Below are 22,688 nucleotides of genomic sequence, written 5' to 3'. Positions count from 1 at the left end.
GCCGGTGGACTTCAGCTTCGGGACCGAGGACGGGGAGCTGCGGCCCCGCGCCCGCGCCTGGCTCGCACAGCACCTCACGGGCCCCTACGAACGGGCCGTCGGCCTCGGCGGGCCCGGCAGCGAGCACCAGGAGGTGGCCACCCGCCGCGCCTGGGAACGGGAACTCGGCCGCGGCGGCTGGATCGGCACGGGCTGGGACCTGCCCGCCGGGACCTACGGGCAGCAACGGCTCTCCCTCACCGGCCAGGTCGTCTGGGCCGAGGAGTACGCGGCGCTGCGCGCACCCGGCCGGGTCGGCCACATCGGCGAGAACCTCCTCGCCCCCACCCTGATCGCCTACGGCACCCCCGAACAGCAGGCCCGCCACCTCCCCGCCATCGCCCGCGGCGAGGAACTGTGGTGCCAGGGCTACAGCGAACCCGGCGCCGGATCCGACCTGGCCGGGGTGCGCACCACCGCCGTGCGCGACCCGGCCGACGGGCTGCTGCGCGTCACCGGGCAGAAGATCTGGACCTCCCTCGCCCACGACGCCGACCGGTGCTTCGTCCTGGCCCGCACCGAAGCCGGTTCGCGCCGCCACCGGGGCCTGTCCTTCCTCCTCGTGCCCATGGACCAGCCCGGCCGGATCGAGGTCCGGCCCATCCGCCAGATGTCCGGCACCGCCGAGTTCAACGAGGTCTTCTTCGACGGCGCCGTCGCCACCGACGTCGTCGGCGGGGAGGGCAACGGCTGGACCGTCGCCATGGGCCTGCTCGCCCTCGAACGGGGCGTGTCCACCCTCGTCCAGCAGATCGGCTTCGCGGCCGAACTGGAACGGGTGATCGACGCCTACGTGGCCTCCGCAGCCCCCGACCCCGCCCTGCGCGACGACCTCGTACGCCAGTGGGCCGAGCTGCGGACCATGCGGTGGAACGCCCTGCGCACCCTCGGGACCGCCGGGGACGCGGGCGCGCCGAGCGTGGCCAAGCTGCTGTGGGGCCGCTGGCACCGGCGGCTCGGCGAGCTGGCCGTGGCCGTACGGGGCGCGGCGGCGACCGCCGGACCCGGCCCGTGGTCGCCGCAGGTCCCGTACGGGGCGGGGCTCGACGAGGAACAGCGCCTCTTCCTGTTCACCCGCGCCGACACCATCTACGGCGGCTCGGACGAGATCCAGCGGAACATCATCGCCGAGCGGGTGCTCGGCCTGCCTAAGGAGCCCAGGTGAGAGGCGTCGTGTTCGACGGCAAGCAGGCCCAGGTGGTCGCGGACCTGGAGATCCGGGATCCGGGGCCGGGGGAGGTGCTCGTCGCGATCGGTGCGGCGGGGCTGTGCCACAGCGACCTGTCGGTGATCGACGGGACGATCCCGTTCCCGCCGCCGGTGGTGCTCGGGCACGAGGGCGCGGGGGTGGTGGAGGCGGTCGGCGCCGGGGTCACGCACGTGGCGCCCGGCGACCACGTGGCCCTGTCGACGCTCGCGAACTGCGGGGCGTGCGCCGACTGCGACCGGGGCCGGCCCACCATGTGCCGCAAGGCGATCGGGATGCCGCAGCAGCCGTTCTCCCGCGGCGGGAAGCCGCTCTACCAGTTCGCCTCCAACTCGGCCTTCGCGGAGCGCACGATCGTCAGGGCCGTCCAGGCGGTGAAGATCCCCGCAGACATCCCGCCGGCCTCGGCCGCGCTGATCGGCTGCGGGGTGCTCACGGGCGTCGGGGCCGTCCTGAACCGGGCGAAGGTGGACCGGGGCGAGTCGGTGGTCGTCATCGGCACCGGCGGCATCGGGCTCAACGTGCTCCAGGGCGCGCGGATCGCGGGAGCCACCACCATCGTGGCGGTGGACGCGAACCCGGCCAAGGAGGCGGTGGCCCGGCAGTTCGGCGCCACCCACTTCATCGACGCCTCGGCGGTGGCGGACACCCCGGCCGCCGTCCGCGAGATCCTGCCGACGGGCGCGGACCACGCCTTCGAGTGCGTGGGCAGTGTCAAGCTGATCCGGCAGGCGATCGACCTGCTGGACCGGCACGGGCAGGCCGTCCTGCTCGGCGTGCCCGGCTTCAAGGAGGAGGCGTCCTTCCTCGTGTCGTCCATGTACCTGGACAAGACGATCATGGGCTGCCGGTACGGGTCCTCGCGCCCCCAGCGCGACATCGCCCTGTACGCCGAGCTGTACCGGCAGGGGAAGCTGCTGCTGGACGAACTGGTGACGGAGACCTACCCGGTGGAGGACTTCGCGAAGGCCGTCGACGATGCCCACCACGGACGGGTGGCGCGCGGGGTGCTCACCTTCTAGGCGCGCCGTACGGGGTGGCGGTGAGCAGCAGGGGGCCGGTCACGCCCTGCGCGGCGCAGCCCTCGGCGAGGAACGCGGCCGGCCACCCCAGGGCGTCGAGGGACCGTTCGGAGAGCCCGCCCGTCACCACGATCCGGTGCCGGGCGGGCCCGCCCCACAGCGCGTCGACGGGCGCGGCACCGGGCAGGGCGGCGCCCTCCGGGGCGGCCCCGCTGTCCAGGGTGACGCGTACGGGGACGGCGGCGCCCTCCGCGGCACCCGCGAACGTCAGTCGGCCAGGCGGCCGAAGCGGCCCTTGTGGAAGAGGAGCGGGTCGCCCTCGCCGGCCGCGCCCATGGCCTCGACCCGGCCCACCACGATCAGGTGGTCCCCGCCGGTGTGGACGGCGTGGATCCGGCAGTCGATCCAGGCGGGCACGGCGTCGAGCTGGGGCGATCCGGTGACGGGCGCGGGCCGGTGGGCGATCCCGGCGAACTTGTCGGCGCCGCTCACCGCGAAGGACCGGCACAGTTCGCCCTGCTCGGCCCCGAGGATGTTGACGCAGAACACCCCGGCGCGGGCGATCCGCGGCCAGGTGGTCGACGTACGGGCCACCATGAAGGTGACCAGGGGCGGGTCCAGGGAGAGCGAGGCGAAGGACTGGCAGGCGAAGCCGGCCGGGCCCTCCTCCCCCTCCGCCGCCGGGGCGGTGATGACGGTGACCCCGCTCGCGAAGTTCCCGAGGACGGCCCGGAACTCGGCGGGGCTGACGGGCGCGCGCTCGTCCTCCCCGACGGCCCGCAGGTCGGGGCGGGGCAGGGCGTCGACGCGGTCGGGCTCCGCCCCCGTGGAGGTGGGGGAGCCGACCGACCTGAGGTATCGGACGACGGTGGCCGCCATCCCTGCGTGTCCCATCACGCCACCGATTGAACCTGACGGTTCGTCAGATAGGAAGGGGGGCGCCCGAACGGGTGAAACGCCCCGGCCCTCGTGGCCCGTACGGGCCCCCGCGCGCGGGGGCTCGGCATGGTGGCGGGTGGACTCGTACAGGCGTCCCCGTACTCCAGGAGGAGAAGCCATGCTCGGCACCGACTTCCGCACCGGATCCCCCAACTGGCTCGACCTCGGCAGCCCCGACACCGCGGCCGCCGCCGCCTTCTACGCCCGGGTCTTCGGCTGGAAGTTCGTCTCCGCCGGGCCCGAGGCCGGCGGGTACGGCTTCTTCCAGCTCCAGGGCAAGACCGTCGCCGCGCTCGGCCCGCTCACCGAGGAGGGGGCCCGGTCCGCCTGGATGGTGCACTTCCAGACCGCCGACGCCCGCGCCACCGCCGAAGCCGTCCGGGCCGGGGGCGGGAGCGTACGGATGGAACCCATGGACGTCATGGGGGAGGGCTGGCTCGCCCAGTTCACCGACCCGCAGGGCGTGGAGTTCGCCTGCTGGCAGCCCGGCAAGACCGGTGGTCTGGGCCTGGCCTCCGACGTGAACTCCCTGGTGTGGGTGGAGCTGCACGTGCCGGACCCGGTCGCGGCCGTCGCCTTCTACCGCGGCCTGTTCGGGTGGCGGGCCGCGGAGATGCGGACCCCCGGCATGCTGTACCGGGTGCTCAGCGTCGCCGACGGCGACCAGCAGGAGGGCTCCTTCGGCGGCGTCGCCCCGCAGGGCGAGGGCGCCGGCGGGGGATCGAACATCGTGCCGCGCTGGGTGCCCTACTTCAACGTCGCCGACGTGGACGCCACCGTCACGGCCGTCGAGGGCGGGGGCGGCGAGGTCCTGATGCCGCCCGTGGACGTGCCGGCGGTAGGGCGGATCGCGTGGGCCTCCGACCCGGCCGGGGCGGTGTTCGCCCTGCTGAGGCCGGACCCGCAGATGTAGGCGGGGTCTCAGCGGCCCCGGTACTCGGGCGTGCGGCGCTCCTTGAAGGCGGCCACGCCCTCGTTCGCGTCGGCCGTGGTCATGTTCAGCTCCTGGGCGGTGGCCTCGGCGGCCAGCGCGGTCGCCCGGTCGCTGTCCAGGGAGGCGTTGACCAGCTGCTTGGTCAGCACCAGGGCGCGGGTCGGGCCCTGGGCGAGGCGCTCGGCCCAGGCGCGGGCAGCGGCCTCCAGCCCGTCGGCGGGGACCACCTTGTTGACGAGGCCGAGGCGGGCCGCCTCCTCGGCGGGGACGGCGTCGCCGAAGAACAGCAGCTCCTTGGCCTTCTGCGGGCCGAGGAGGCGGGGCAGGAGGTAGGCGCCGCCACCGTCGGGGACGAGGCCGCGGCGGACGAACACCTCGATGAAGCGGGCGCCTTCGGCGGCGATCACCAGATCGCAGGCGAGCGCGAGGTGGGCGCCGATGCCGGCGGCGGTGCCGTTGACCGCGGCGATGACGGGCTTCTCGCAGTCCAGCACCGCCGTGATCAGGCGCTGTGCGCCGAGGCGGATCATGCGGGATACGTCGCCGGCGGTACGGGGGGCCTGCGGCGCGGTGGGCGTGGCGGGGGGTGAGCTGCGGAGGTCGGCGCCCGCGCAGAAGCCCTTGCCGGTGGCGGTGAGGACGACGGCCCGTACGGCGGGGTCGGCGGAGGCCTCGGCGAGCAGGGCGATGACGTGCTCGCGCTGCTCCCAGGTGACGGCGTTCAAGGCCTCGGGGCGGTTGAGGGTGATCCAGGAGACGCCGCCCTCCAGGCGGTGCAGGACCTCGTCCACGGGGGCTCCGTTCGGGGGGTTGGCGGGTCGGAGGCGATGGCCGGGCGGGCTTCCGGGGCGCGGGGCCGGGTGAAATCCAGCCCCGCCGGCGTTCGAGGCGCGGGGGTCCGGGGGCCGGCCCCCGGGGTGTGGGCGCGGGGCCCCGGGAAACGACCGGCCAGGTCAGCGGCAGACGGCCAGGGCGTCCAGGGCCACCGCCCCCTGGCCCCGGGGGAGGACCATCAGGGGGTTGATGTCCAGCTCGGACAGGACGTCACCCAGTTCCAGCGCCATCCGCTGGACCCGGAGGATGACCTCCACCAGTGCGTCCACGTCGGCCGGGGGGGCGCCCCTGACCCCCTCCAGGAGCGGGTGGCCGCGCAGTTCGGTGAGCATGTGGCGGGCCTGGTCCTCGCCGAAGGGCGGTACGCGTACCGCCGCGTCGTGCAGGACCTCCACCAGGACGCCCCCGAGGCCCACGGTGACGGTGGGGCCGAAGAGGTCGTCCTGGGTGACGCCGACGACCATCTCGACGCCCCGCTCGACCATCTGGCAGACGAGGACGCCGTCCAGAGGGATGTTCTCGTAGCGGGCGATGTCGGTGAGTTCCCGGTACGCGTCGCGGATCTGGCTCGCCGACGTGAGGCCGATCTTGACCAGTCCCAGTTCGGTCTTGTGCCCCAGCTGGGGGCCCGAGGCCTTCATGACGACCGGGTAGCCGACCAGGCCGGCGGCCCGGACGGCCGCCGCCGCGCTGGTGACGAGCTGCTCGCGGGGGACCCGGATCCCGTAGGCGCGCAGGAGCTGCTTGGCCGCGTGTTCGCTGAGCTGCTGGCCGGGCCGCATCAGGGCCTGGGCCTTGCGGAAGGACGGGGAGGGGGTGCGCGGGGCGTCGTCGAAGGGGGAGCGGTAGGAGGCGGTGAAGCGGTGGTGGCCGAGGTAGGCGCGGACGGCGGTGATGCAGTTGCCGAAGGTGCGGAAGGTGGCCACGCGGGAGGAGCCGAGCAGGGTGGTGCGGTAGGCCTCCTCGGTGCCTATGGGGGAGCCCCAGATGACGCAGACGAGTTTGTCCGTCTGTTCGGCCGCGTCCACCAGGTCCTGGGCGAGCCGGTCGCTCATCGGGGGGAAGGGGCCGGTGATCGGGCAGATCAGGACGCCGACGGAGGGGTCGGCGAGGATCGCGTCGATGATCTTGCGGCCGCGCCAGTCGCCGACGGGGTGGCCGCCGTTGTCGACGGGGTTGGCGACGCCCAGGTACTCGGGGATCCACTGGTGGAGTTCCCGCTGCTTGGCCTCGGAGAGGGTGGGCAGGGTCAGGCCCGCCTCGGTGGCGAGGTCGGAGAAGTGGGCGCCGGTGCCGCCGGAGATGGAGTAGACGACCACCCCGTCCGCCCGGGGCGCACGGGCCCGGGCGAGGAGGGCGGCGGTGTCCTGGAGCTCGTCCAGCCCGTCGACGCGGATCACGCCGAACTGCCGCATGGCGGCGTCCACGACGGTGTCGGCCCCGGTGAGCTTGCCGGTGTGGGAGGCGGCCGTACGGGCGCCGGTCTCGGTGCGGCCCACCTTGACGGCGACGACGGGGACGCCGTTGCGGGCGGCCCGGTCGGCGGCCAGGAGGAACTGGCGGCCGTCCTTGAGGCCCTCGACGTAACAGGCGATGGCCCCTACCTCGGGCTGCTCGGCGAAGTACGAGATGAAATCGGAGGTCTCCAGGTCGGCCTCGTTGCCCGTCGGCGCCCAGTGGGACAGGCGGATGCCGAGTTCCTGGAGGGTGTAGACGGGGCGGCCCTGGTGGCCGGACTGGGTGATGAGGGCGATGGCGGGGCCTTCGAGGTCCTCGCGGAACTCCTCGAAGGCGTTGAGGTTGGTGTTCGGCCCCAGCAGGCGCAGGCCGGAGCGCTGGACGGCGGTCGTCAGGCGGGCCTGGGCGGCGGCGCCCGCTTCGCCGGTCTCGGCGAAGCCGGAGGCGAAGGCCACCGCGAACTTCACCTTGGTGTCGGCGAGTTGCTCGATGACGGGGGCCGGGTCCGAGACGAGGAGGACGGCGAGGTCCACCTCTTCGGGCAGGTCGGCCACGGAGGCGTGGCAGGGCAGCCCGAAGACGGTGGCGCGGGTGGGGTGCACGGGGTGGATGCGGGCGCCGACGCGCCCGGCCCAGGCGATGAGCTGCCGCGTGATGCCGGTGTTGGGTCTGCCGTCGGCGTCGGAGGCGCCGACGACCGCCACGGACTCGGGCCGGAAGAACCGGTCCAGGTCGGGCACATCGGAGTGCAGGGGCCGTCCGCTGACGTCCAGTTCGGCCGTGTCCCCGTCGGACGGTGCCGCCGTGGAGTGGACGGCCGTCCTGGGGGTCTCCCCGCAGGCCTCGACACGTGCGCGGAAGTCGGTGGTGAGGGTGCCGTGAGTAGATCCAAGCATCGTTCCGCCCGCTCCTGCTCGATGAACCTCGATGAAATCCATAGCTGACGCGTTGTCAGATTACTGAACTGACGCGCCGTCAGGAACAGGGATGCGCAGGAAAGGTGGTGGAGGTGGTGTGCCTGAACCGTGACAGAGGCCTCCGCGTGCGGTCCAGGCCCGTTTCGGCCTAGACGCAGGACCGCCGCCGCGACAGGGCCTTCGCGATCCGCTCCGCGTCCCGGGCGAGCTCGCGGAGCATGCCGCTGATGGGGTTGGTGAACCCGGTGAAGTACAGGCCGGGGGCCCCGGCCGGGGTGCGGGGCCCGTGGGCGAGGGGGCGTCCGCGCCCGTCCAGTACGCCGAGGTGGCCCACCAGGCCCTCCAGGGCCCGCCCGTAACCCGTCGCCGCGATCACCGCGTCCGGGGTGATCCGCGTACCGTCCGCCAGCACCACCCCGGCCCCGTCGAAGGAGGTGACGGCCGCCACCGGCTCCACCTCGCCCCGGCGCACGGCGTCGATCAGACCCGCGTCCTGTACCGGGATCGCCCCCTGCCGCACCCTGCTGTACAGGCCGGTCGAGGGCCGCGGCAGCCCGTACGCCGACAGGTCCGGGACCGAGGTCCGCGCCACGAGCGCCCCCAGCCGGTCCACGAACCGCACCGGCAGCCTCCGTACGAGGATCCCCGTGCGCTGCGCCGGCCACCCGGCCGTCGAGCGGCGCACGATGTGCGGGGCGGTGCGCACCGCGAGCCGCACCCGCGCGGCCCCGCCCTCCACGAGGTCCACGGCTATCTCGGCGCCGGTGTTCCCGGCCCCGACGACGAGCACGTCCTGCCCGGCGTACGGCCCCGGCTCCCGGTAGGCGGCGGCGTGCAGCAGCCGCCCGGTGTACTCCTCGCGGCCCGGCCAGTCGGGCAGCGCCGGCGTGTGGTTGAAGCCGGTGGCCACGACCACGGCCCCGGCGGCCAGCATCCGCCCGCCCGAGGCGTGCAGGGTCCAGCCCTCCCCGTCGGCGGCCCGTTCGATCCGGGTCACCTCGACGCCCGTGACCAGCTCCAGGGCGTGGAACTCCGCGTACTTCTCCAGGTAGCGGACCACGTCCGCCCGCGCGACCCAGCGCCCGAACCGCCTCGGTATCGCCAGTCCGGGCAGGGCCGACAGGCGCCGGGTGGTGTGCAGGCGCAGCCGCTCGTAGTGCCCCCGCCAGGAGGCGCCGACGGAGCCGGACTTCTCGACGACCACCGCGCGCACCCCCCGGGCGCGCAGCGCGGCGGCGACGGCGAGGCCGCCGGGGCCCGCGCCGATCACGTACACGGGGCGGGGCTCGGTGAGGGTCAGGTCGGGCTCGGACATGAGCAGTGATCGTATCGACACACAGCGTTGATGGGTCTCGGACGAGGAGGGAATCGATTGCGGATCGATCACGGCCGCCCGGACGTCCCTCCCGGCGTTGCTGCGCGGCCGCCGGGCCGCCGCACTGCCACAGTGGAGGGCCCCGGCCCGTCCCCGAGAGGAACGCGCGATGTGGCAGCCCGACGGGTGGGACGTACGCGTCCGCCTCGGAATCCTCACCCCGCACGCCGACGTCGGCCCCGAGTCGGAGCTGCGCGCCATGGCCCCGGCCGACGTGGGCCTGCACACCGCCCGGGTGCCGTTCGCGGCGATGGGGCGCGGGGGTGCGATGGACCCGGTCCTTCCGCTGGCCCCCGTGCGCGCCTTCGCCGAGCCCCCGGGCGTGGACGAGGCCGCCGCTCTGCTCGCCGCGGCGCCGGTGGCGGCGATCGCCTTCGCCTTCACCTCCTCCGCCTACGTCATCGGGCCGCGCGGCGAGGGACACATGCTGGCCCGGCTGGGGGAGCGGGCCCACGGCCTGCCGGTGGTCGCCACCTGCGCCGCCGCGGTCGAGGCCCTGCGGGCGCTGGGGGCCGGGCGGATCGCCCTCGTGGACCCGCCGTGGTTCGACGACACCCTCACCGACCTGGGGCGCGGCTACTACGAGGACTGCGGGTTCGAGGTCGCGTACGCCGCCCCGTGCGGGCTCCCCAGCGGCCAGACGCTGATCGGCCCCGAGGCCCTGCACGACTGGGTGGCGTCGCGCGTGCCCGACGCCGCCGAGGCGGTGGTGATCGGCGGGAACGGCTTCCGCGCCGTCGGGGCGATCGGGGCCCTGGAGGCCACCCTGGGCCGGCCGGTCCTGAGCGCGAACCAGGTCCTGCTGTGGGCCGCGCTGCGCGCGGCGGGCGCGCGGGCGGGCGGTATCGCCGGGTACGGGCGGCTGTTCGCCCACCCCTGAGCCCGGCCGCCGCGCACGGTCCGCCGCCCGCGCCCCGCAGCCCCCTTGCGGGATCGCCGCCGATCCGCTGAACTGACGTACCGTCAGATCAGTGGGTCGAGTGGGGGTGGGTGAGGGATGCAGACCATCTGGCTCAGCGGCGCCGAATGGCTCGCCGTGCTGCGCATCGGGCTCGGCCTGTGGTGGCTGGAGAGCTGGCGCCACAAGGACAAGAAGGGCTGGTTCGAGCGCGGCACCGGCATCGCCTGGGCCGCCGACGTCGCCGGGAAGCACCGCTGGCCCTTCGTGAGGAGCGGCTTCGCCAAGGTCGTCCGGCCCCGCCCGAAACTGATGGCCTACATCGTCGTCTACGCCGAACTCGCCCTGGGTCTGGGCCTGGTGCTCGGCTTCCTGACCCCGGTGGCCTTGATCGGCGGACTGCTGCTGAACCTGCTCTACCTGGTGCTGATGATCCACGACTGGGCCGAGCAGGGCCAGAACGCGATGATGGCGCTCATCTCGCTCGTCGCCCTCTTCGCCATGGCCTGGCAGGCCTGGTCCCTCGACGCGACGATCGGAATCCTCCTGTGAGCACCCCGCGCCACGACCTCCCGGAGCCGGACGAGTTCACCCGCCCCTACTGGGACGCCGCCGCGGCCGACCGGCTCCTGCTGCGCCGCTGCGCCGACTGCGGGCGCGCCCACCACTACCCGCGCGAGTTCTGCCCCTTCTGCTGGGCCGGCGAGGACCGGGTCGCGTGGGAGGAGGCGAGCGGCCGGGCGAGCCTCTACACCTGGTCGGTGGTCCACCGCAACGACCTCCCGCCCTTCGGCGGGCGCGTCCCGTACGTGGCCGCCGTCGTCGACCTCGCGGAAGGGCCCCGGATGATGACGGAGGTCGTCGACTGCCCGCACGACGCCCTCCGCATCGGCATGCCCCTGGAGGTCACCTTCCGGGAGGCGGCGGAAGGCGTCCGCGTGGCCGTCTTCCGCGCGGCCTGACCCCGTACCGCGGGAGGGCGTCTACGGCCAGAGGAGCTCGCGCTCCCACGTCCCTCCGGCCGCGCGCCGGTAGCGCAGGCGGACGTGGCGCCGGGCGGCGTCCCCCTGGAAGAACTCCACCTCGGCGGGATCGAGTACGTACCGGGTCCAGGTCGGGGCGGGCGCGTCCGGTTCGGCTCCGGCCAGCTCCCACGCCGCCGCCGAGGCCCGCGCCAGCTCCTGGGCCGAGTCCAGCACCTCGCTCTGCCGCCCGGTCAGCGCGGCCGCCAGCGCCCCGCGCGAGCGCACCGCCAGGTCCGCCCTGCTCTCCTCGGGCCCGCACGCCCCGACCCGGCCGCGGATCCGGACCTGCCGGCCCACCGCGGGCCAGTAGAAGCAGAGCGCCGCCTGCGGGTGCCGCGCCAGCTGGCGCCCCTTGGCACTGGTGGCGTGCGAGGCGAAGTGCCAGCCGCGCTCGTCGGCGTCGTGCAGCATCAGGATCCGGACGTCGGGCCGCCCCTCGGCGTCCACCGTCGCCAGGCTCATGGTGTGCGGCTCGGTCTGCCCCGACCGGGCGGCCTGGACGAACCACTCCCGGAACAGGGCCAGCGGCCCGTCGGGAGCGGCCTCCGGGTCGAAGGCCGGGAGCTCGGTGTCCCATACCCGCAGGGAGTGCAGGGTGGTGTGGAAGTCGCTGGTCATGCGGCCAGGCTAAGGCCGTGACCCGGTGGGCCGGCCGGGTCCTGGCATTAGGGTGCTCGGCCATGGACATGCACAGAGTTGCGGCGCGGGGGCTGCTGGCCCTCGCCGTGACGGCGGGCGCCGCGGCGGCCGCCGTCCCCTTCTGCGACCGGCCCGGGGGCCTGGCCCTGCTGGCCGAACTGAACCACCCCGTCCTGCTCGCCTGCCTGGCCGCCGTCCTCCTCGCCGGAGCGGCCCTGCTCGCCTCCCGCCGGCCCGGCGTCCGCAAGGGCGCCGGCCTCGCCCTGGCCGGGACGGCCGTCCTGGGCGTGCTCGCCGTCCCCGCGTACGCGGTGGTCGCCGACCCCTTCCCGGACCGCGAGTGGGACGTCCCCGCCCCCGACGGATCCGCCCGCCGCCTGGTCGTGGAACGGGGCATCGGCCTGACCGACCCGGTCTGGCGGATCTACGTGGACGCGGGCCGCTTCCCGAACACCCGTCGGTACCCCGTCGCCGAGTACGCCGCCGATTACCCCCGGGGCGTCCTGGAGGCCACCTGGACGGACCCTTCCCACATCAGGCTGATCGACCTCGACCACACCCACCACGACCTCCGCGTCACCCCCGACGGCCGCCCGCTGGACCCGCTGACCTGGTAGCGGGGCGGGGCCGGGCGGGCGGGGCGGGGCGGGGCGTGGTCCGCGGGGGTACGTAGCAGACCGGGCCCCCCGGCGTCAGCGCAAGGGCCGAGACCGCCCCGGTGCGGCCGCGGCGGTGGGAGCATGGGCCGGCTGGACGAGGCCACCAGGGGGTGCCATGAGCGACGACGTACGCAAGAGGCTTGCCGGACTCGGGCTGCGGCTGCCGGAGGTGAGTCCGCCCAAAGGCGCGTACGTGCCGGCCGTGCGCAGCGGGAGGTACGTCTTCGTCGCGGGGCAGATCCCGCTGACGGACGGCGAGTTGACGCGGACCGGCCGGGTCGGCGCCGAGGTGTCGCCCGAGCGGGCCAGGGAACTCAGCCAGCAGTGCGCGCTGGCGGCCCTGGCGGCCGTGGACTCGGTGGTACCGCTGGAATCGGTGACGCGGGTGGTGAAGGTGGTCGGGTACGTGTCCTCGGCGCCCGGGTTCATCCGGCAGGCCGGGGTGGTGGACGGGGCGAGCGAACTGTTCGTGGAGGTGTTCGGCGACGCCGGCCGGCACGCGCGCAGCGCGGTCGGGGTGGACGTCCTGCCGCTGGACTCGCCCGTGGAGATCGAGATCGTCGTGGAGATCGCGCCCGGAGACGGGGACCCCGCGTAGGGGCGCGTGCGGCCGGGGCGCCCGCACGGGCGCCCCGCCGGTCCGGCGTCCCGTCAGGAGATGGGGACCGCCGTGCCGGTGACCTCGATGCCCGCCGCGGGATCCACCGGCACGCCCACCGTGATCAGGCTCGGGCGCCCCATGTCCACACCCTGGTGGACGGTCAGGCGGGCCGGCGTGGCGATCAGACCGAGGGCGCGCAGGTAGCCGCCGAAGGCGGCGGCCGCCGCGCCCGTCGCCGGGTCCTCGACCACGCCGCCGGGCGGGAACGGGTTGCGGGCGTGGAAGACGGACTCCGACTCGCGCCGCACGAGGGTGATCGTCGTCCAGCCCCGGCGCGTCATCAGCTCGGCGAGCGCCGCCCGGTCGTAGTCCAGGTCCGCGAGCCGCTCCCGGCTCGCGGCCGCGATCACCGGATGCCAGGCACCCGCGTACGCGGCCCGCGGCGGCAGGGCCGGGTCGAGATCGGCGGGGGACCAGCGCAGCGCCGCCAGCAGCTCGGTCAGGTCGGCCTCCGCGAGGGCCTCCGTACGCGGCTCCACACTCACCAGCGTGGCCGTGACGGCGCCGTCCGGGCCGACCGAGGTGGTCACCGGGACCGGTCCCGCTTGGGTGTGCAGCAGCAGGTCACCGGCGCCGTGCCGACGGGCGTGGGCGACGGCGGTGGCGATGGTGGCGTGCCCGCAGAAGGGCACCTCGGCCTTCGGGCTGAAGTAGCGGATGTCGAACGCGCCGTCCTGGCGCGGAACGACGAACGCCGTCTCCGAGTACCCGACTTCCGCCGCGGTGGCGGCCATCGTCGCCTCGTCGAGGCCGGTGGCGTCCAGCACCACCCCCGCCGGGTTGCCGCCCCGGGGGTCGGTGCTGAAGGCCACGTAGCGCAAGAGGTCCATCCCCCGAACGTAGCCGTCCGGCCACGGACCGTCAAAATCCGGTGCAGGCGTTCACGTTGACGGCCGTGCGGCCGGACGGCCGGTCCTCCGCAGGGTCGGTGCGCCGGGCGGTCGGTGCGCCGGTCCGGCGGACCGCTTCAGGCCCAGGTGAGCAGTCGGCCGGACGCGGAGACCCCCACCGCGAACCCCAGTGCGATCCTGCGGTCCCCGTGGCTGGGCCGTACCGCGTGGAAGAAGCGCGGGTCGATCAGCAGGCCCTCGCCGACCTCCGGCGTCAGCTCGATGGACTCGGCGCCGCGCACCACCGCCTCGTCGTACCCGTAGGAGGCGTTCGGCAGCCGGTACGCCTCGTCCTCCGGCTGCCAGCGGTGCCGCCACAGCACCGTCTCACCGCCCGAGGGCGGCACGCTGAGGTAGAGGTTGAAGGCGAACTGGCCGATCAGCGGGGTGTCGAGCAGGTCCTGCGCGTACTCGCGCAAGGCGTCGTCGAAATGGACCTGGAAGCCCTGGTTCGGCTCCCGGGCCACCCCGTCGCCCATCTCCCGGCCGCCCCGCCGGCCCACCGCCACGCCCGGCGGCCAGTGCGTGGCGATCCCCTCGCGGCAGGTGCGGAAGGGGTCGAAGGACAGGCCCAGCCCCTGCCAGGCCTCGCGGTGCCCCTCCAGGGCCTTCCAGTAGCCGTCGGCGACCCCGCCGTCCGCCATGTGGTCGCTGACGCCCACCCCGAACCGCATCACCGGCGGGTGGATGCGGTTCGTCCCGTAGGAGTCAAACTCCCGCTCCTTCAGGGCGGCGAGCACCTCCTCGCAGCGCTCCCGCGACAGGAAGCCGGGCACCCGGACCGCCGCGTACCGGCCGGCGGCGAGGCCGGCCAGCAGCTCGTACGAGAACACCGGGGCGGTGACGGCCCGGAAGAAGGGGTCGTGCGGTGGAGTCGGTAACAGGTGGTCCGTGGATTGCGCTGACGTCATTCGATCGCCCCCCGGTCATCGAGAACAGATGAAGAGAACGGAACAGGAAGCAGCGGCGGTACGGATGTGCGGTGGATACGACTGGACGACCCTACGGATGTACGACTAGCCCGGATGCGCCCCGCTGGTGGCGCGGAACGCGGTCTTGGCGTCGAGTTCGAGCGCCTGCCGCCCCGCCTCCAGCGCCTCCAACGCGATGCGTCTGCCGACCTCCGCCTGCATCTCCTCCAGGTCGCTCCCCGGGGCACCCCACTGCAGGGACTGGTCGTCGTTCGTATCGGTGGGGAGAGCGTTCATCGGCGGACCTCCGAGCATTTCGGTGTGGGACGCGTCACACAGAGTGAGGCACGGCCAGGCTACGCGCAAGCCCGCAACGGCCGGTGGAATTCGGCACGACTGCCCACGAAAGAGGGAGGTTTCAGCCCGGCATCTCCCGCTCCAGCTTCTCCAGCAGCGCCTTGGCCTGCACGGACAGCGGATGCTCCGAAGCCACCACCCGGTCGAGGTCGTGCACCAGCGCGCGAAGCCGCTTCACGGCTTCCGGCGTGCGCCCACGGATCCCGAGGAGCACCAGGACGTAGGTGAACCGGAACCGCATCACCAGATTGGAGTCCGCCGGCTGCGACGCGTCCCGCAGCGCCTCCCGGATGACCTGCTCCGCCTCGTCCTCGCGGGCCTGCCCCAGCAGGGCGTGCGTCAGCGTCTCGCCCACCCGCAGGATCTCGGGCGTGGACGGCGGCCAGTGGTTGCGGCGGCTGATGTCGAGGATCTGCCGGGCCTCCGCCTCCGCGTCCTCGTACCGGTCGCGGGCCAGCATCGCCCGCGCCAGCGTGTGCCGCACCACGAGGGTGTCGTAGTTCTCCGGGCCGCGCACCAGGGTCTCCGCCTCGACGATCGAGCGCAGCATCAGCTCGACCCGCTCCTTCTGGTCCTTGTCCCCCTTCTGCTCGTTGATCGCACGGGCGAGCTTGTGCCGGCTGGCCAGGGTGTCGGCGTCGTTCTCGCCCAGGATCCCGGTGCGCGCCTCCACCACCAGCCGCAGTTCCTCCTCGGCCTCCGTCAGCTGCTCGCGGTCCAGGTGGATGCGGCCCTTCTCGTGGCGCAGCCCCAGGATCTCCCGGTCGTCGACGTCGAAGCCGTAGGAGCCGCAGCCCGTGATCAGGGACTGGACCAGGTCGTACGCGGGCACCAGCAGGCCCATCGCGATCAGGTAGCGCGCCGTCAGCCGGGCCAGCTCCAGGGCCGCGGTGCGCACGGTGCGGTCGTCCGGCCGCTGCTCGCCGAGCAGGATGGCCCGGGAGACCTCCAGCGCGTGCGGGGCGAGCGCGGACCACAGCGGCCAGTTGGCGGGGTGGTCGGGATTGCGGTGGAGGGTGGCCGACAGCACCATCCGCACGGCCAGCCCGTAGTAGTCCGCGGACCGGTTCCGTACCTCCACGTTCTCGCGCAGCACCCCGTGCACCACGGGGTGCAGGGTCAGTACGTGGGCCAGGTCGCGCTCCGCCACGCCCTCGCGCTCGTAGGCGTCGACCAGCCCGAAGTCCTCCAGCCCGGCCAGCGCGGCGTCGGTCTGCGCCGGGGTGGCTCCCGGGAACAGCGGCGACTGGCCGAGCACGGGACCGGCGAGCAGGCAGCGGTAGGGGATCGGGGAGATGCTCAGGCAGGCCAGGACCTTCAGCAGCGTCGCCGACTGGTTCAGCCGGCGCTCGACCAGCAGGTCCAGCGCTATCCCGCAGACCTTGTCCACGATCTCCCGGCCCAGCAGCTCGCTGAGGTCGGGCCCGGTGCGGTCCTCGGTGGTCTCCACCCGCGCCGCGAAGGCCCGGCGGAAGGTCTCGAAGTCCCGGATCTCGCTGTCCAGGGAAACGTGGTTGACGGCCTTGATCGCGTCGGCGGCGTGCCGCAGGGCGAGCGGGAGTCCGCCCAGCTCCCGCGACAGCCTGCGGGCGTCCTCGTTCGTGCCGCCCAGCCCCCCGGTCCGCTCCAGCAGCAGGGAGGCGCCGTCGTCCTCGTGCAGCGGCAGGACCTTGTGGACGCCGACCCAGTCGCCCCACTTCTGCCGGTTGCCCACCCGGCTGGTGACCAGCACCGTGCCGTTGGTGTTCTGCGGCTTGCGCAGCCAGCCGGTCCCATCGGAGACCAGGCCGTCACGGGGGCCCAGCCGGGCGGGGTCATCGGCGTTGTCGAAGATCAGCAGCCAGGGGTCGGGGCAGTCGTTGAGCAGCTTCCACACCAGGTCCATGGCGCTGCCCAGCAGCCAGGCCCGCTCCACGGTGATCGAAGGGGCGCCGAGGTCGTGGGCCATCATCCGCATGCGCAGGCTCAGCTCGGGCATCGACACCCACCACACCCGGTGCCCGGCCCGCTGCGCCCGGTCGGCGACCTCCAGGGCCAGCCGGCTCTTCCCGGAGCCGCCCAGGCCCGCCAGGACGTGCACCTGCTGCCGGGCCTGCCCCGACAGCAGCTCGGCGACCAGGCTCAGCCGGTCCTGCCCCTTGAACTGCCCCTCCTCCAACTGCCCGTACGGAGGCGGCGGGAAGGGCGCCAGGTCCGCCTCCCCGGCGGCGGGCGCCGGAAGCCGCGGCCGCCCGGAATCCCCGCCCGCACCGCGGGGGGAACGGGCGGACGGCAGCACGATGCCCGTGCCCCCCGGCCCCCCCTGCTCCTTCTCCTCCTCGGCAGCCGCCCGGGCCACCTCCAGCAGGGCGCCGCGCACGGCCATGTAGGAGGCGGCGGAGCGGTCCTCGGGCTGGATGATCGAGAAGTGGTCCGCGGTCACCACCCCGCCCTTGGGGAAGACCCCGCGGGCCACGACCGGCGGCACGACGTCGTCGGCGGAACCCCCGTAGGCGCGGACCGGGATCGGGCACTCCTGGTCGCCGTACTCGCGGCCGTGGACCACCGCGCTCAGGACGGTGCGCTGCGCCTCGGTCACCGCCCGGTCGAAGGGCCGCAGCTGCTTCTCCTGCGGATTGCGCCACAGCTTGAGGGCCTTGCGGACCGTGAGGAAGAAGCCTGAGCCGGTGTTGGGGCAGGAGAACATCGTGAAGTGCTTGATGCGGGCCAGGTCGCGGCCCTCGCCGGTCCAGAGCTTGCGGGCCAGGAAGCGCTGGACGACGAGGCCGCCCTGGCTGTGGGTGACCAGCACGATCCGCTCGGCGTCGGCGAGCTCGGTCTCCAGGAAGGTCCCGAGCTGGTCGGCGACGTCGTCCGTCTCGGCGACCCGGCGGTCAGGACGCAGACGCACGAAGGGGGAGTCGTACTGGAAGGGGTGGACGCTGACCCAGTCGCAGAGGTCCGGATCGGAGGCGATGAGTGCCTGAAAGGCCTTCCACACCTTCGCCGAGGAGAACAGGCCGTGCACCAGGACGAGATGGACGCGAGTCCGTACCGCCATCGCGAACCTCCGCAGCCAGAAGGTGTGTTGGAGCAGAACGACTTCGGTCGCAGATGAAGAAGCAGCCGCCGTCAATGATGCACGAGGGGCGACCGAAGGGGCCAGAACGAGACACCGCCGACCCGGGTACCGGACGGCGCGCCGGGCGCGCGCCGGGGCGCACTCCTGCACGTCCTACCCGTTGTGCGTCTCGAACGTGACGACGGCCCCGTCCGTCCCCTCCCAGTGGACGCTTACGTCGACGTCGTCGATCCGGCCGTACGAAGGCGGAACGATCGAGAGGGCGAGCCCCTCCGCCGACTCGGAGATGCCGTCGGACCCAGCTCGCGAGTACGAGTGGCGCCGGTCGCCGTGCAGGGAACGGAGCCAGGGGCGGGCGTCGGCCCGGGGGATGTGGAGAGGTGAGGTTCTTGCATGGCTCCCCCTAGATCGTTTCGAACACGTTCAACGATGGGGACGCGGATTTCGAGCGGGTGGTTGCAGGGGTGGGGGCGGGCACCGGGGCTGAACGGGATCGGGGTCGGGGGGCGGCGGGACTTTGGCTGGTCCGTGTCGGGGAGGGTTTGGGGGTTTCCCGTCAGTCTCATCGTCCTTCCGCGTCGGGCCGGGCTGTCAAGGGCGCTCCCTTCGGTCGCGTCGCTTCGCGATGGCCTTCGGCCACCCTTGACAGCCCGTCCCGCCACGGAATGCCAAAGACTGCCGGGAAACCCCCAAAAGAACGGTCCACGGGGAGATCTTCGAGGGGCGGGCATCCCAGAGATGCGCGAGCCATCTCCGCCCAGTCCCGCATTCGGGGCCCGCAGGGCCATCGGCCCACGGGCCGGGGCGTCCAGGCCGCACGAAAGGGTGACCAGACCGCCCGGCGGGCCCCACACGCACCGGATCGCTACGCGCTTCGCACGGCATTGCGTCCGCCGGCCGTCTGGGGCTGGACATAAGCCGCCCACGGTCCGGGGGCCTCGATCTCTCACGCGAGCGCGGGCCGTTTGTCCCTTTTGGGGTGATGGGCGGGCTTCGGAGGGGCGCTGGTGCTGCCTGTCGGACTCTGAGGACGACTTTGTCGTCCTCAGAGTCCGACAGGACACCCGGGGACATCGATAGGCCCCTTCGGGGGCGGGGGTGATGGCCTGCCGGCCGTCAGCCGCCCGACAAGCCCGCCAACCGACCGTCTTGGGCGGCCTATGTCCAGCCCCAGACGGGTCGCAGACGCTATGCCAAGAGAAGCGCGTAGCGATCTGACGCGTGTGCCGTCCCGAAGGCATGGCCGGGCGGTCTGGTCGCCGTTTGGGGTGGTCAGGCAACACCCGGCCCGGAATCAGAACGAGGGGGCCCGTGCCTCGGGTCTGCCCAGGCGGGTAGGGGCCGTACGTCTCTGACTGGCCCCCAGGCCCTCGGTTTCCTCCCGGCCGTTTCCCTGGGGGCTTCCCGACAGTCTTTGGCATTCCGTGGCGGGACGGTCGGTCAAGGGTGGCCGAAGGCCATCGCGAAGCGACGCGACGAAGGAGCGCCCTTGAGGGACCGTCCCGACACGGAAGGACAGTGGACTGGCGGGACGCCCCCAGCCCTCCCCAGACCCGGACCAAGGGCGCACCGCCCACCCCCGACCCCGACCACCCAGCCCTCAGGCCCCCCGGCAGACCCCGCCCCCTACCCCCGCCCCCTACCCCCGCCCCCTACCCCCGCCCCAGGATCACCGCGCCCGAGGAGCAGAACCAGCCTCCCGTGCCCGACGCCAGGGCCACCTCCGGCAGTCGGCCGCCCGGCTTGGTGACCTGGCGGCCCGGGCCCGCTTCGCCGCGGAGTTGGCGTACGGCTTCGACCAGCAGGAACAGTCCGCGCATCCCCGGGTGGCAGGCCGACAGTCCGCCCCCGTCCGTGTTGACGGGGAGCTCGCCCTCCCGCAGCAGGCGGCCCTTCTCCACGTAGGCCCCGCCCTCGCCCTTCGCGCAGAAGCCGAGGTCCTCCAGGGTCACCAGGGTCATGTACGTGAAGGCGTCGTAGATCTCCGCCAGGTCCACGTCCGCCGGGGTCAGGCCGGCCCGTTCGAAGGCCAGCCGGCCCGCGACGGCCGCCGGGGAGACGGTGAAGTCCGCCCACTCCGACATCGTGGTGTGCGAGACGGAGGTGCCCGTGCCCAGCACCCACACCGGGGTCTTCGCCGTGTCGGGCACCAGGTCCTCCGCCACCAGGAGCACCGCGCAGCCGCCGTCCGAGCGGATGCAGCAGTGCAGCTTGGTGAAGGGGTCGGCGATCATCTCCGAGGAGAGGACCTCGTCCACGGTCAGCGGAGTGCGGAACATCGCGTCCGGGTTGGTGGCCGCGTTCGCGCGGGCCTGGACGGCCACCGAGGCGAGCTGCTCCAGGGTCGTCCCGTACTCGTGCATGTGGCGGCGCGCGGCCATCGCGTACTTGGAGATCAGCGTGTGGCCGTACGGGACCTCGAACTGGAGCGGCCCCCGGGCGCCGAAGGAGAGGTTCGAGGTGCGGCGGCGGGCCTTGATGTCGGCGCGGGCGGTGGATCCGTAGACCAGCAGCACGGCGTTGGCGTGCCCCGCCGCGATGGCGTCCGCCGCGTGGGCGGCCATGACCTCCCAGGTCGAGCCGCCGACCGAGGTGGAGTCCACCCAGGTGGGGCGCAGGCCCAGGTACTCGGCCACCTCGACGGGCGCCAGGGTGCCCAGGCCGGCCGAGGCGAAGCCGTCGATGACGGAGCGGTCCAGGCCGGAGTCGGCCAGTGCCCGCCGGGCGGCCTGCGCGTGCAGGGCGTAGGGGGTCGGGCCGTCGACCCGGCCGCATTCCGAGAGCGCGACGCCGGCCACCGCGACCCGGCGGCGGGGGCGGGGTTCGGGTGCGCGGGACAGGGGGCCGGAGGCGGGTCCGGATGTGGGTCCAGGCATGGGGGGACGGTACATCTGACGGTACGTCAGATGCTAGACCGTGTGCCGTCCGGCCCGATCCGCGTCCGGGCCGGCCGACCCCTGTGCTTCTCGATCCCGGCGCCCTAACATGACGCCCCGTCAGATACGCCCCCCGGTCACCGCCGGGAGGCGCCCCCGGGAGGAGCCCGACCATGGACGCCGCCTTCACCGCGGAGCAGGACGAGATACGCCGTACCCTGCGCGAGATCCTGGGCAAACGCTGCGGCCCCGACGAGGTCAAGGCCGCCGCCCGGACCGACACCGGATACGACGGGGAGCTGTGGCAGCGGCTCGCCCGGGAGCTCGGCCTGCCGGGCATCGCCGTCGCCGAGGAGTACGGCGGCGTCGGCTGCACCCCCGCCGACCTGGCCCTGGCCTGCGAGGAGACCGGCCGCGCCCTGCTGCCCTCACCCCTGCTCGCCACCGCCGGGCTCGCCGTCCCGCTGATCGCGGCCCTCGGCACCCCGGCCCAGCGCGCCGCGCTGCTGCCCCCGCTCGCGGCGGGGGAGCGGACGGCGGCGCTCGCGGTCGCGGGCCCCGCCCTGGCCACCGCCCTGGCGCTGACCGGCGAGAACGCCCCGGGCGACTGGGCGGGCGGGGGCCGCGCCGGCGGGGTCCAGGCGCGCGCCGCAACGACGGCCCCACCGGGAGCCCCCGGACCGGCCGGCCCCGCGGGCCCCGCCCCCGCCTGGCGGCTCTACGGCGAGGTCGCCCAGGTGCTCGACGGTCACAGCGCCGACCTGCTGCTCGTCGCCGCGCACACCGGAGGCTTCGCCCGCAGCCGGACCCTGCTGTTCCTGGTGCGGGCGGACGCGCCCGGCCTCGTACGCACCCGGCAGTCCACCCTCGACGAGACCCGCCCCCAGGGCCGGGTCCAACTGCGCGACGTACCGGCGGAACTGCTCGGCGACGACGAAGACGCCGACCCGCTGCCCGCCCTCGCCGCCACCGGACGCACCGCCGCCGCCGTCCTGGCCGCCGAGGCGGTCGGCGCGGCGGACCGGGCGCTGGCCCGTACGGTCGAGCACGTGTGCCGGCGCGAGCAGTTCGGCCGGCCCATCGGCTCCTTCCAGGCGGTCAAGCACCGCCTCGCCGACCTCTACGTACAGATCCAGGCGGCGCGTTCCGCCGCCTACTACGCCGCATGGGACCCGGACCAGGGCGCGCTCGCCCTGGCCCAGGCCCTGGAGGCCCTGCGGGCCACGGCGGGCGAGGCCGTCCAGTTGCACGGCGGCATCGGCTTCACCTGGGAGCACGACGCCCACCTGTACTTCAAGCGGGCGGCAGCCGACGACCTGCTCTTCGGCCCCGTCCACCGGCTCCGCGCCCACGCCGCGCAGCGGTCCGGGCTCTTCACCCCGACCTCCGGCATGACCGGCAACGAAAAGGTGGCCGTCTGATGGCTCCCGGCGTCAAGTTGATCCAGAAGGTCTCCTCGACCCTCCTGTTCGCCAGGATCGCACCCCACTTCATCCCGGCCATGGACAAGGCGGTGCACCGCCTGACCCGTGGAAAGGTCCTGCTCAGCGCCCGGATGCTGCCCGGGGTGATCCTCACCGCGAAGGGTGCGAAGACGGGTGAACCACGGACCACGCCGCTCGCGTGCATGCCGGAGGACGGAGGCGTGAGCTGGCTGCTGATCGGCTCCAACTTCGGCCGCCCCGGCCACCCGGCCTGGACCGGGAACCTGCTCAGGCATCCGGACGCGGACGTGAACTGGCAGGGGCGGGACATCGCCGTGCGGGCGCGGCTGCTGGAGGGGGCCGAGCGCGCGGCGGCGTGGCAGGCGGTGCTGAGGTTCTGGCCGCCGTACGCGACGTACCAGGCGCGCATCGAGCGCGAGATCAGGCTGTTCCGTCTGGAGCGGCGCTGACGGCGCTGATCGCGGACGGGGATTACCGGGAGAACCGGGAGGACGGGGAGAACCGGGAGGACGGGGAGGACGGGGAGGACGGGGAGGACGGG

20 protein-coding genes are annotated in these 22,688 nt (G+C 74.0%); 10 read left to right on the top strand and 10 right to left on the bottom strand.

Features of this window, described 5'->3' with window-relative positions:
• The first annotated feature begins 4 nt into the window (after window positions 1-4).
• Entirely contained in the window at window positions 5-1,204 is a 1,200-nt protein-coding gene (locus OG295_RS14660; RefSeq protein ID WP_371677284.1) for an acyl-CoA dehydrogenase family protein, read from the top strand.
• Window positions 1,201-2,268 (top strand): Zn-dependent alcohol dehydrogenase, encoded by a 1,068-nt coding sequence (locus OG295_RS14655; protein WP_371677283.1) that lies wholly within the window; start codon window positions 1,201-1,203, stop codon window positions 2,266-2,268. Before OG295_RS14660 ends, OG295_RS14655 begins: the two co-directional genes overlap by 4 nt.
• 267 nt (window positions 2,269-2,535) lie before the next feature.
• On the opposite strand, the gene OG295_RS14650 is transcribed toward OG295_RS14655, so the two are convergent.
• Window positions 2,536-3,147, bottom strand: coding sequence for a flavin reductase family protein (locus tag OG295_RS14650; RefSeq protein WP_371681193.1), 612 nt, complete (start codon window positions 3,145-3,147; stop codon window positions 2,536-2,538).
• Window positions 3,148-3,325: 178 nt separating this feature from the next.
• Between OG295_RS14650 and OG295_RS14645 the strand changes: the two genes are divergently transcribed.
• Complete coding sequence (locus OG295_RS14645; protein WP_371677282.1) at window positions 3,326-4,120, top strand: VOC family protein; 795 nt, start codon at window positions 3,326-3,328, stop codon at window positions 4,118-4,120.
• Window positions 4,121-4,128: 8 nt separating this feature from the next.
• Here the strand turns inward: OG295_RS14645 and OG295_RS14640 are convergent, their stop codons facing one another.
• The 3 genes from OG295_RS14640 to OG295_RS14630 form a co-directional block, all read right to left on the bottom strand.
• Entirely contained in the window at window positions 4,129-4,932 is an 804-nt protein-coding gene (locus OG295_RS14640; protein WP_371677281.1) for an enoyl-CoA hydratase/isomerase family protein, read from the bottom strand.
• Window positions 4,933-5,094: 162 nt separating this feature from the next.
• A complete protein-coding gene (locus OG295_RS14635) occupies window positions 5,095-7,329 on the bottom strand; it encodes an acetate--CoA ligase family protein (RefSeq protein WP_371677280.1) in 2,235 nt (744 codons plus the stop codon).
• A gap of 169 nt (window positions 7,330-7,498) precedes the next feature.
• Window positions 7,499-8,665, bottom strand: a complete 1,167-nt coding sequence (locus tag OG295_RS14630; RefSeq protein WP_371677279.1) for a flavin-containing monooxygenase — start codon at window positions 8,663-8,665, stop codon at window positions 7,499-7,501.
• A gap of 169 nt (window positions 8,666-8,834) precedes the next feature.
• Between OG295_RS14630 and OG295_RS14625 the strand changes: the two genes are divergently transcribed.
• The 3 genes from OG295_RS14625 to OG295_RS14615 all read left to right on the top strand — a co-directional run bounded on the left by OG295_RS14625 (window position 8,835) and on the right by OG295_RS14615 (window position 10,585).
• Entirely contained in the window at window positions 8,835-9,605 is a 771-nt protein-coding gene (locus OG295_RS14625; RefSeq protein ID WP_371677278.1) for a maleate cis-trans isomerase, read from the top strand.
• Window positions 9,606-9,722: 117 nt separating this feature from the next.
• On the top strand, window positions 9,723-10,175 hold the full coding sequence (locus OG295_RS14620) for a DoxX family membrane protein (protein WP_371677277.1): 453 nt from the start codon (window positions 9,723-9,725) through the stop codon (window positions 10,173-10,175).
• Window positions 10,172-10,585, top strand: a complete 414-nt coding sequence (locus OG295_RS14615; RefSeq protein ID WP_266840925.1) for a Zn-ribbon domain-containing OB-fold protein — start codon at window positions 10,172-10,174, stop codon at window positions 10,583-10,585. Before OG295_RS14620 ends, OG295_RS14615 begins: the two co-directional genes overlap by 4 nt.
• 21 nt (window positions 10,586-10,606) lie before the next feature.
• Here OG295_RS14615 and OG295_RS14610 read toward each other — a convergent pair whose 3' ends face one another.
• Window positions 10,607-11,266 (bottom strand): pyridoxal 5'-phosphate synthase, encoded by a 660-nt coding sequence (locus tag OG295_RS14610; protein WP_371677276.1) that lies wholly within the window; start codon window positions 11,264-11,266, stop codon window positions 10,607-10,609.
• Between the two features lie 62 nt (window positions 11,267-11,328).
• Between OG295_RS14610 and OG295_RS14605 the strand changes: the two genes are divergently transcribed.
• Window positions 11,329-11,904 carry a hypothetical protein gene (locus tag OG295_RS14605; protein ID WP_371677275.1) on the top strand — a complete coding sequence of 192 codons (576 nt, stop codon included), beginning with the start codon at window positions 11,329-11,331 and terminating at the stop codon, window positions 11,902-11,904.
• 157 nt (window positions 11,905-12,061) lie between these two features.
• On the top strand, window positions 12,062-12,544 hold the full coding sequence (locus tag OG295_RS14600) for a RidA family protein (protein ID WP_371677274.1): 483 nt from the start codon (window positions 12,062-12,064) through the stop codon (window positions 12,542-12,544).
• 53 nt (window positions 12,545-12,597) lie between these two features.
• Here OG295_RS14600 and OG295_RS14595 read toward each other — a convergent pair whose 3' ends face one another.
• From OG295_RS14595 to OG295_RS14575, 5 genes are all read right to left on the bottom strand, one after another.
• The gene (locus tag OG295_RS14595; RefSeq protein ID WP_371677273.1) at window positions 12,598-13,437 is read right to left on the bottom strand and encodes a PhzF family phenazine biosynthesis protein; all 840 of its coding nucleotides are present in this window, start codon (window positions 13,435-13,437) and stop codon (window positions 12,598-12,600) included.
• 137 nt (window positions 13,438-13,574) lie between these two features.
• A complete protein-coding gene (locus OG295_RS14590; RefSeq protein WP_371677272.1) occupies window positions 13,575-14,408 on the bottom strand; it encodes a proline hydroxylase in 834 nt (277 codons plus the stop codon).
• 105 nt (window positions 14,409-14,513) lie between these two features.
• Window positions 14,514-14,705: a hypothetical protein gene (locus OG295_RS14585; RefSeq protein ID WP_285526278.1), complete on the bottom strand. Its 192-nt coding sequence runs from the start codon at window positions 14,703-14,705 to the stop codon at window positions 14,514-14,516.
• Window positions 14,706-14,826: 121 nt separating this feature from the next.
• Window positions 14,827-17,805 carry an alpha/beta fold hydrolase gene (locus tag OG295_RS14580; protein ID WP_371677271.1) on the bottom strand — a complete coding sequence of 993 codons (2,979 nt, stop codon included), beginning with the start codon at window positions 17,803-17,805 and terminating at the stop codon, window positions 14,827-14,829.
• Window positions 17,806-19,478: 1,673 nt separating this feature from the next.
• Complete coding sequence (locus OG295_RS14575) at window positions 19,479-20,702, bottom strand: acetyl-CoA acetyltransferase (protein WP_371677270.1); 1,224 nt, start codon at window positions 20,700-20,702, stop codon at window positions 19,479-19,481.
• Window positions 20,703-20,875: 173 nt separating this feature from the next.
• Here OG295_RS14575 and OG295_RS14570 point away from each other — a divergent pair, with 173 nt between their 5' ends.
• Entirely contained in the window at window positions 20,876-22,123 is a 1,248-nt protein-coding gene (locus OG295_RS14570) for an acyl-CoA dehydrogenase family protein (RefSeq protein WP_371677269.1), read from the top strand.
• The gene (locus OG295_RS14565; RefSeq protein WP_266840939.1) at window positions 22,123-22,596 is read left to right on the top strand and encodes a nitroreductase family deazaflavin-dependent oxidoreductase; all 474 of its coding nucleotides are present in this window, start codon (window positions 22,123-22,125) and stop codon (window positions 22,594-22,596) included. Before OG295_RS14570 ends, OG295_RS14565 begins: the two co-directional genes overlap by 1 nt.
• Window positions 22,597-22,688: the final 92 nt, after the last annotated feature.

It is taken from the genome of Streptomyces sp. NBC_01276 (assembly GCF_041435355.1).
Taxonomy (GTDB): domain Bacteria; phylum Actinomycetota; class Actinomycetes; order Streptomycetales; family Streptomycetaceae; genus Streptomyces.
This window is presented reverse-complemented; position numbering and strand designations above follow the sequence as displayed.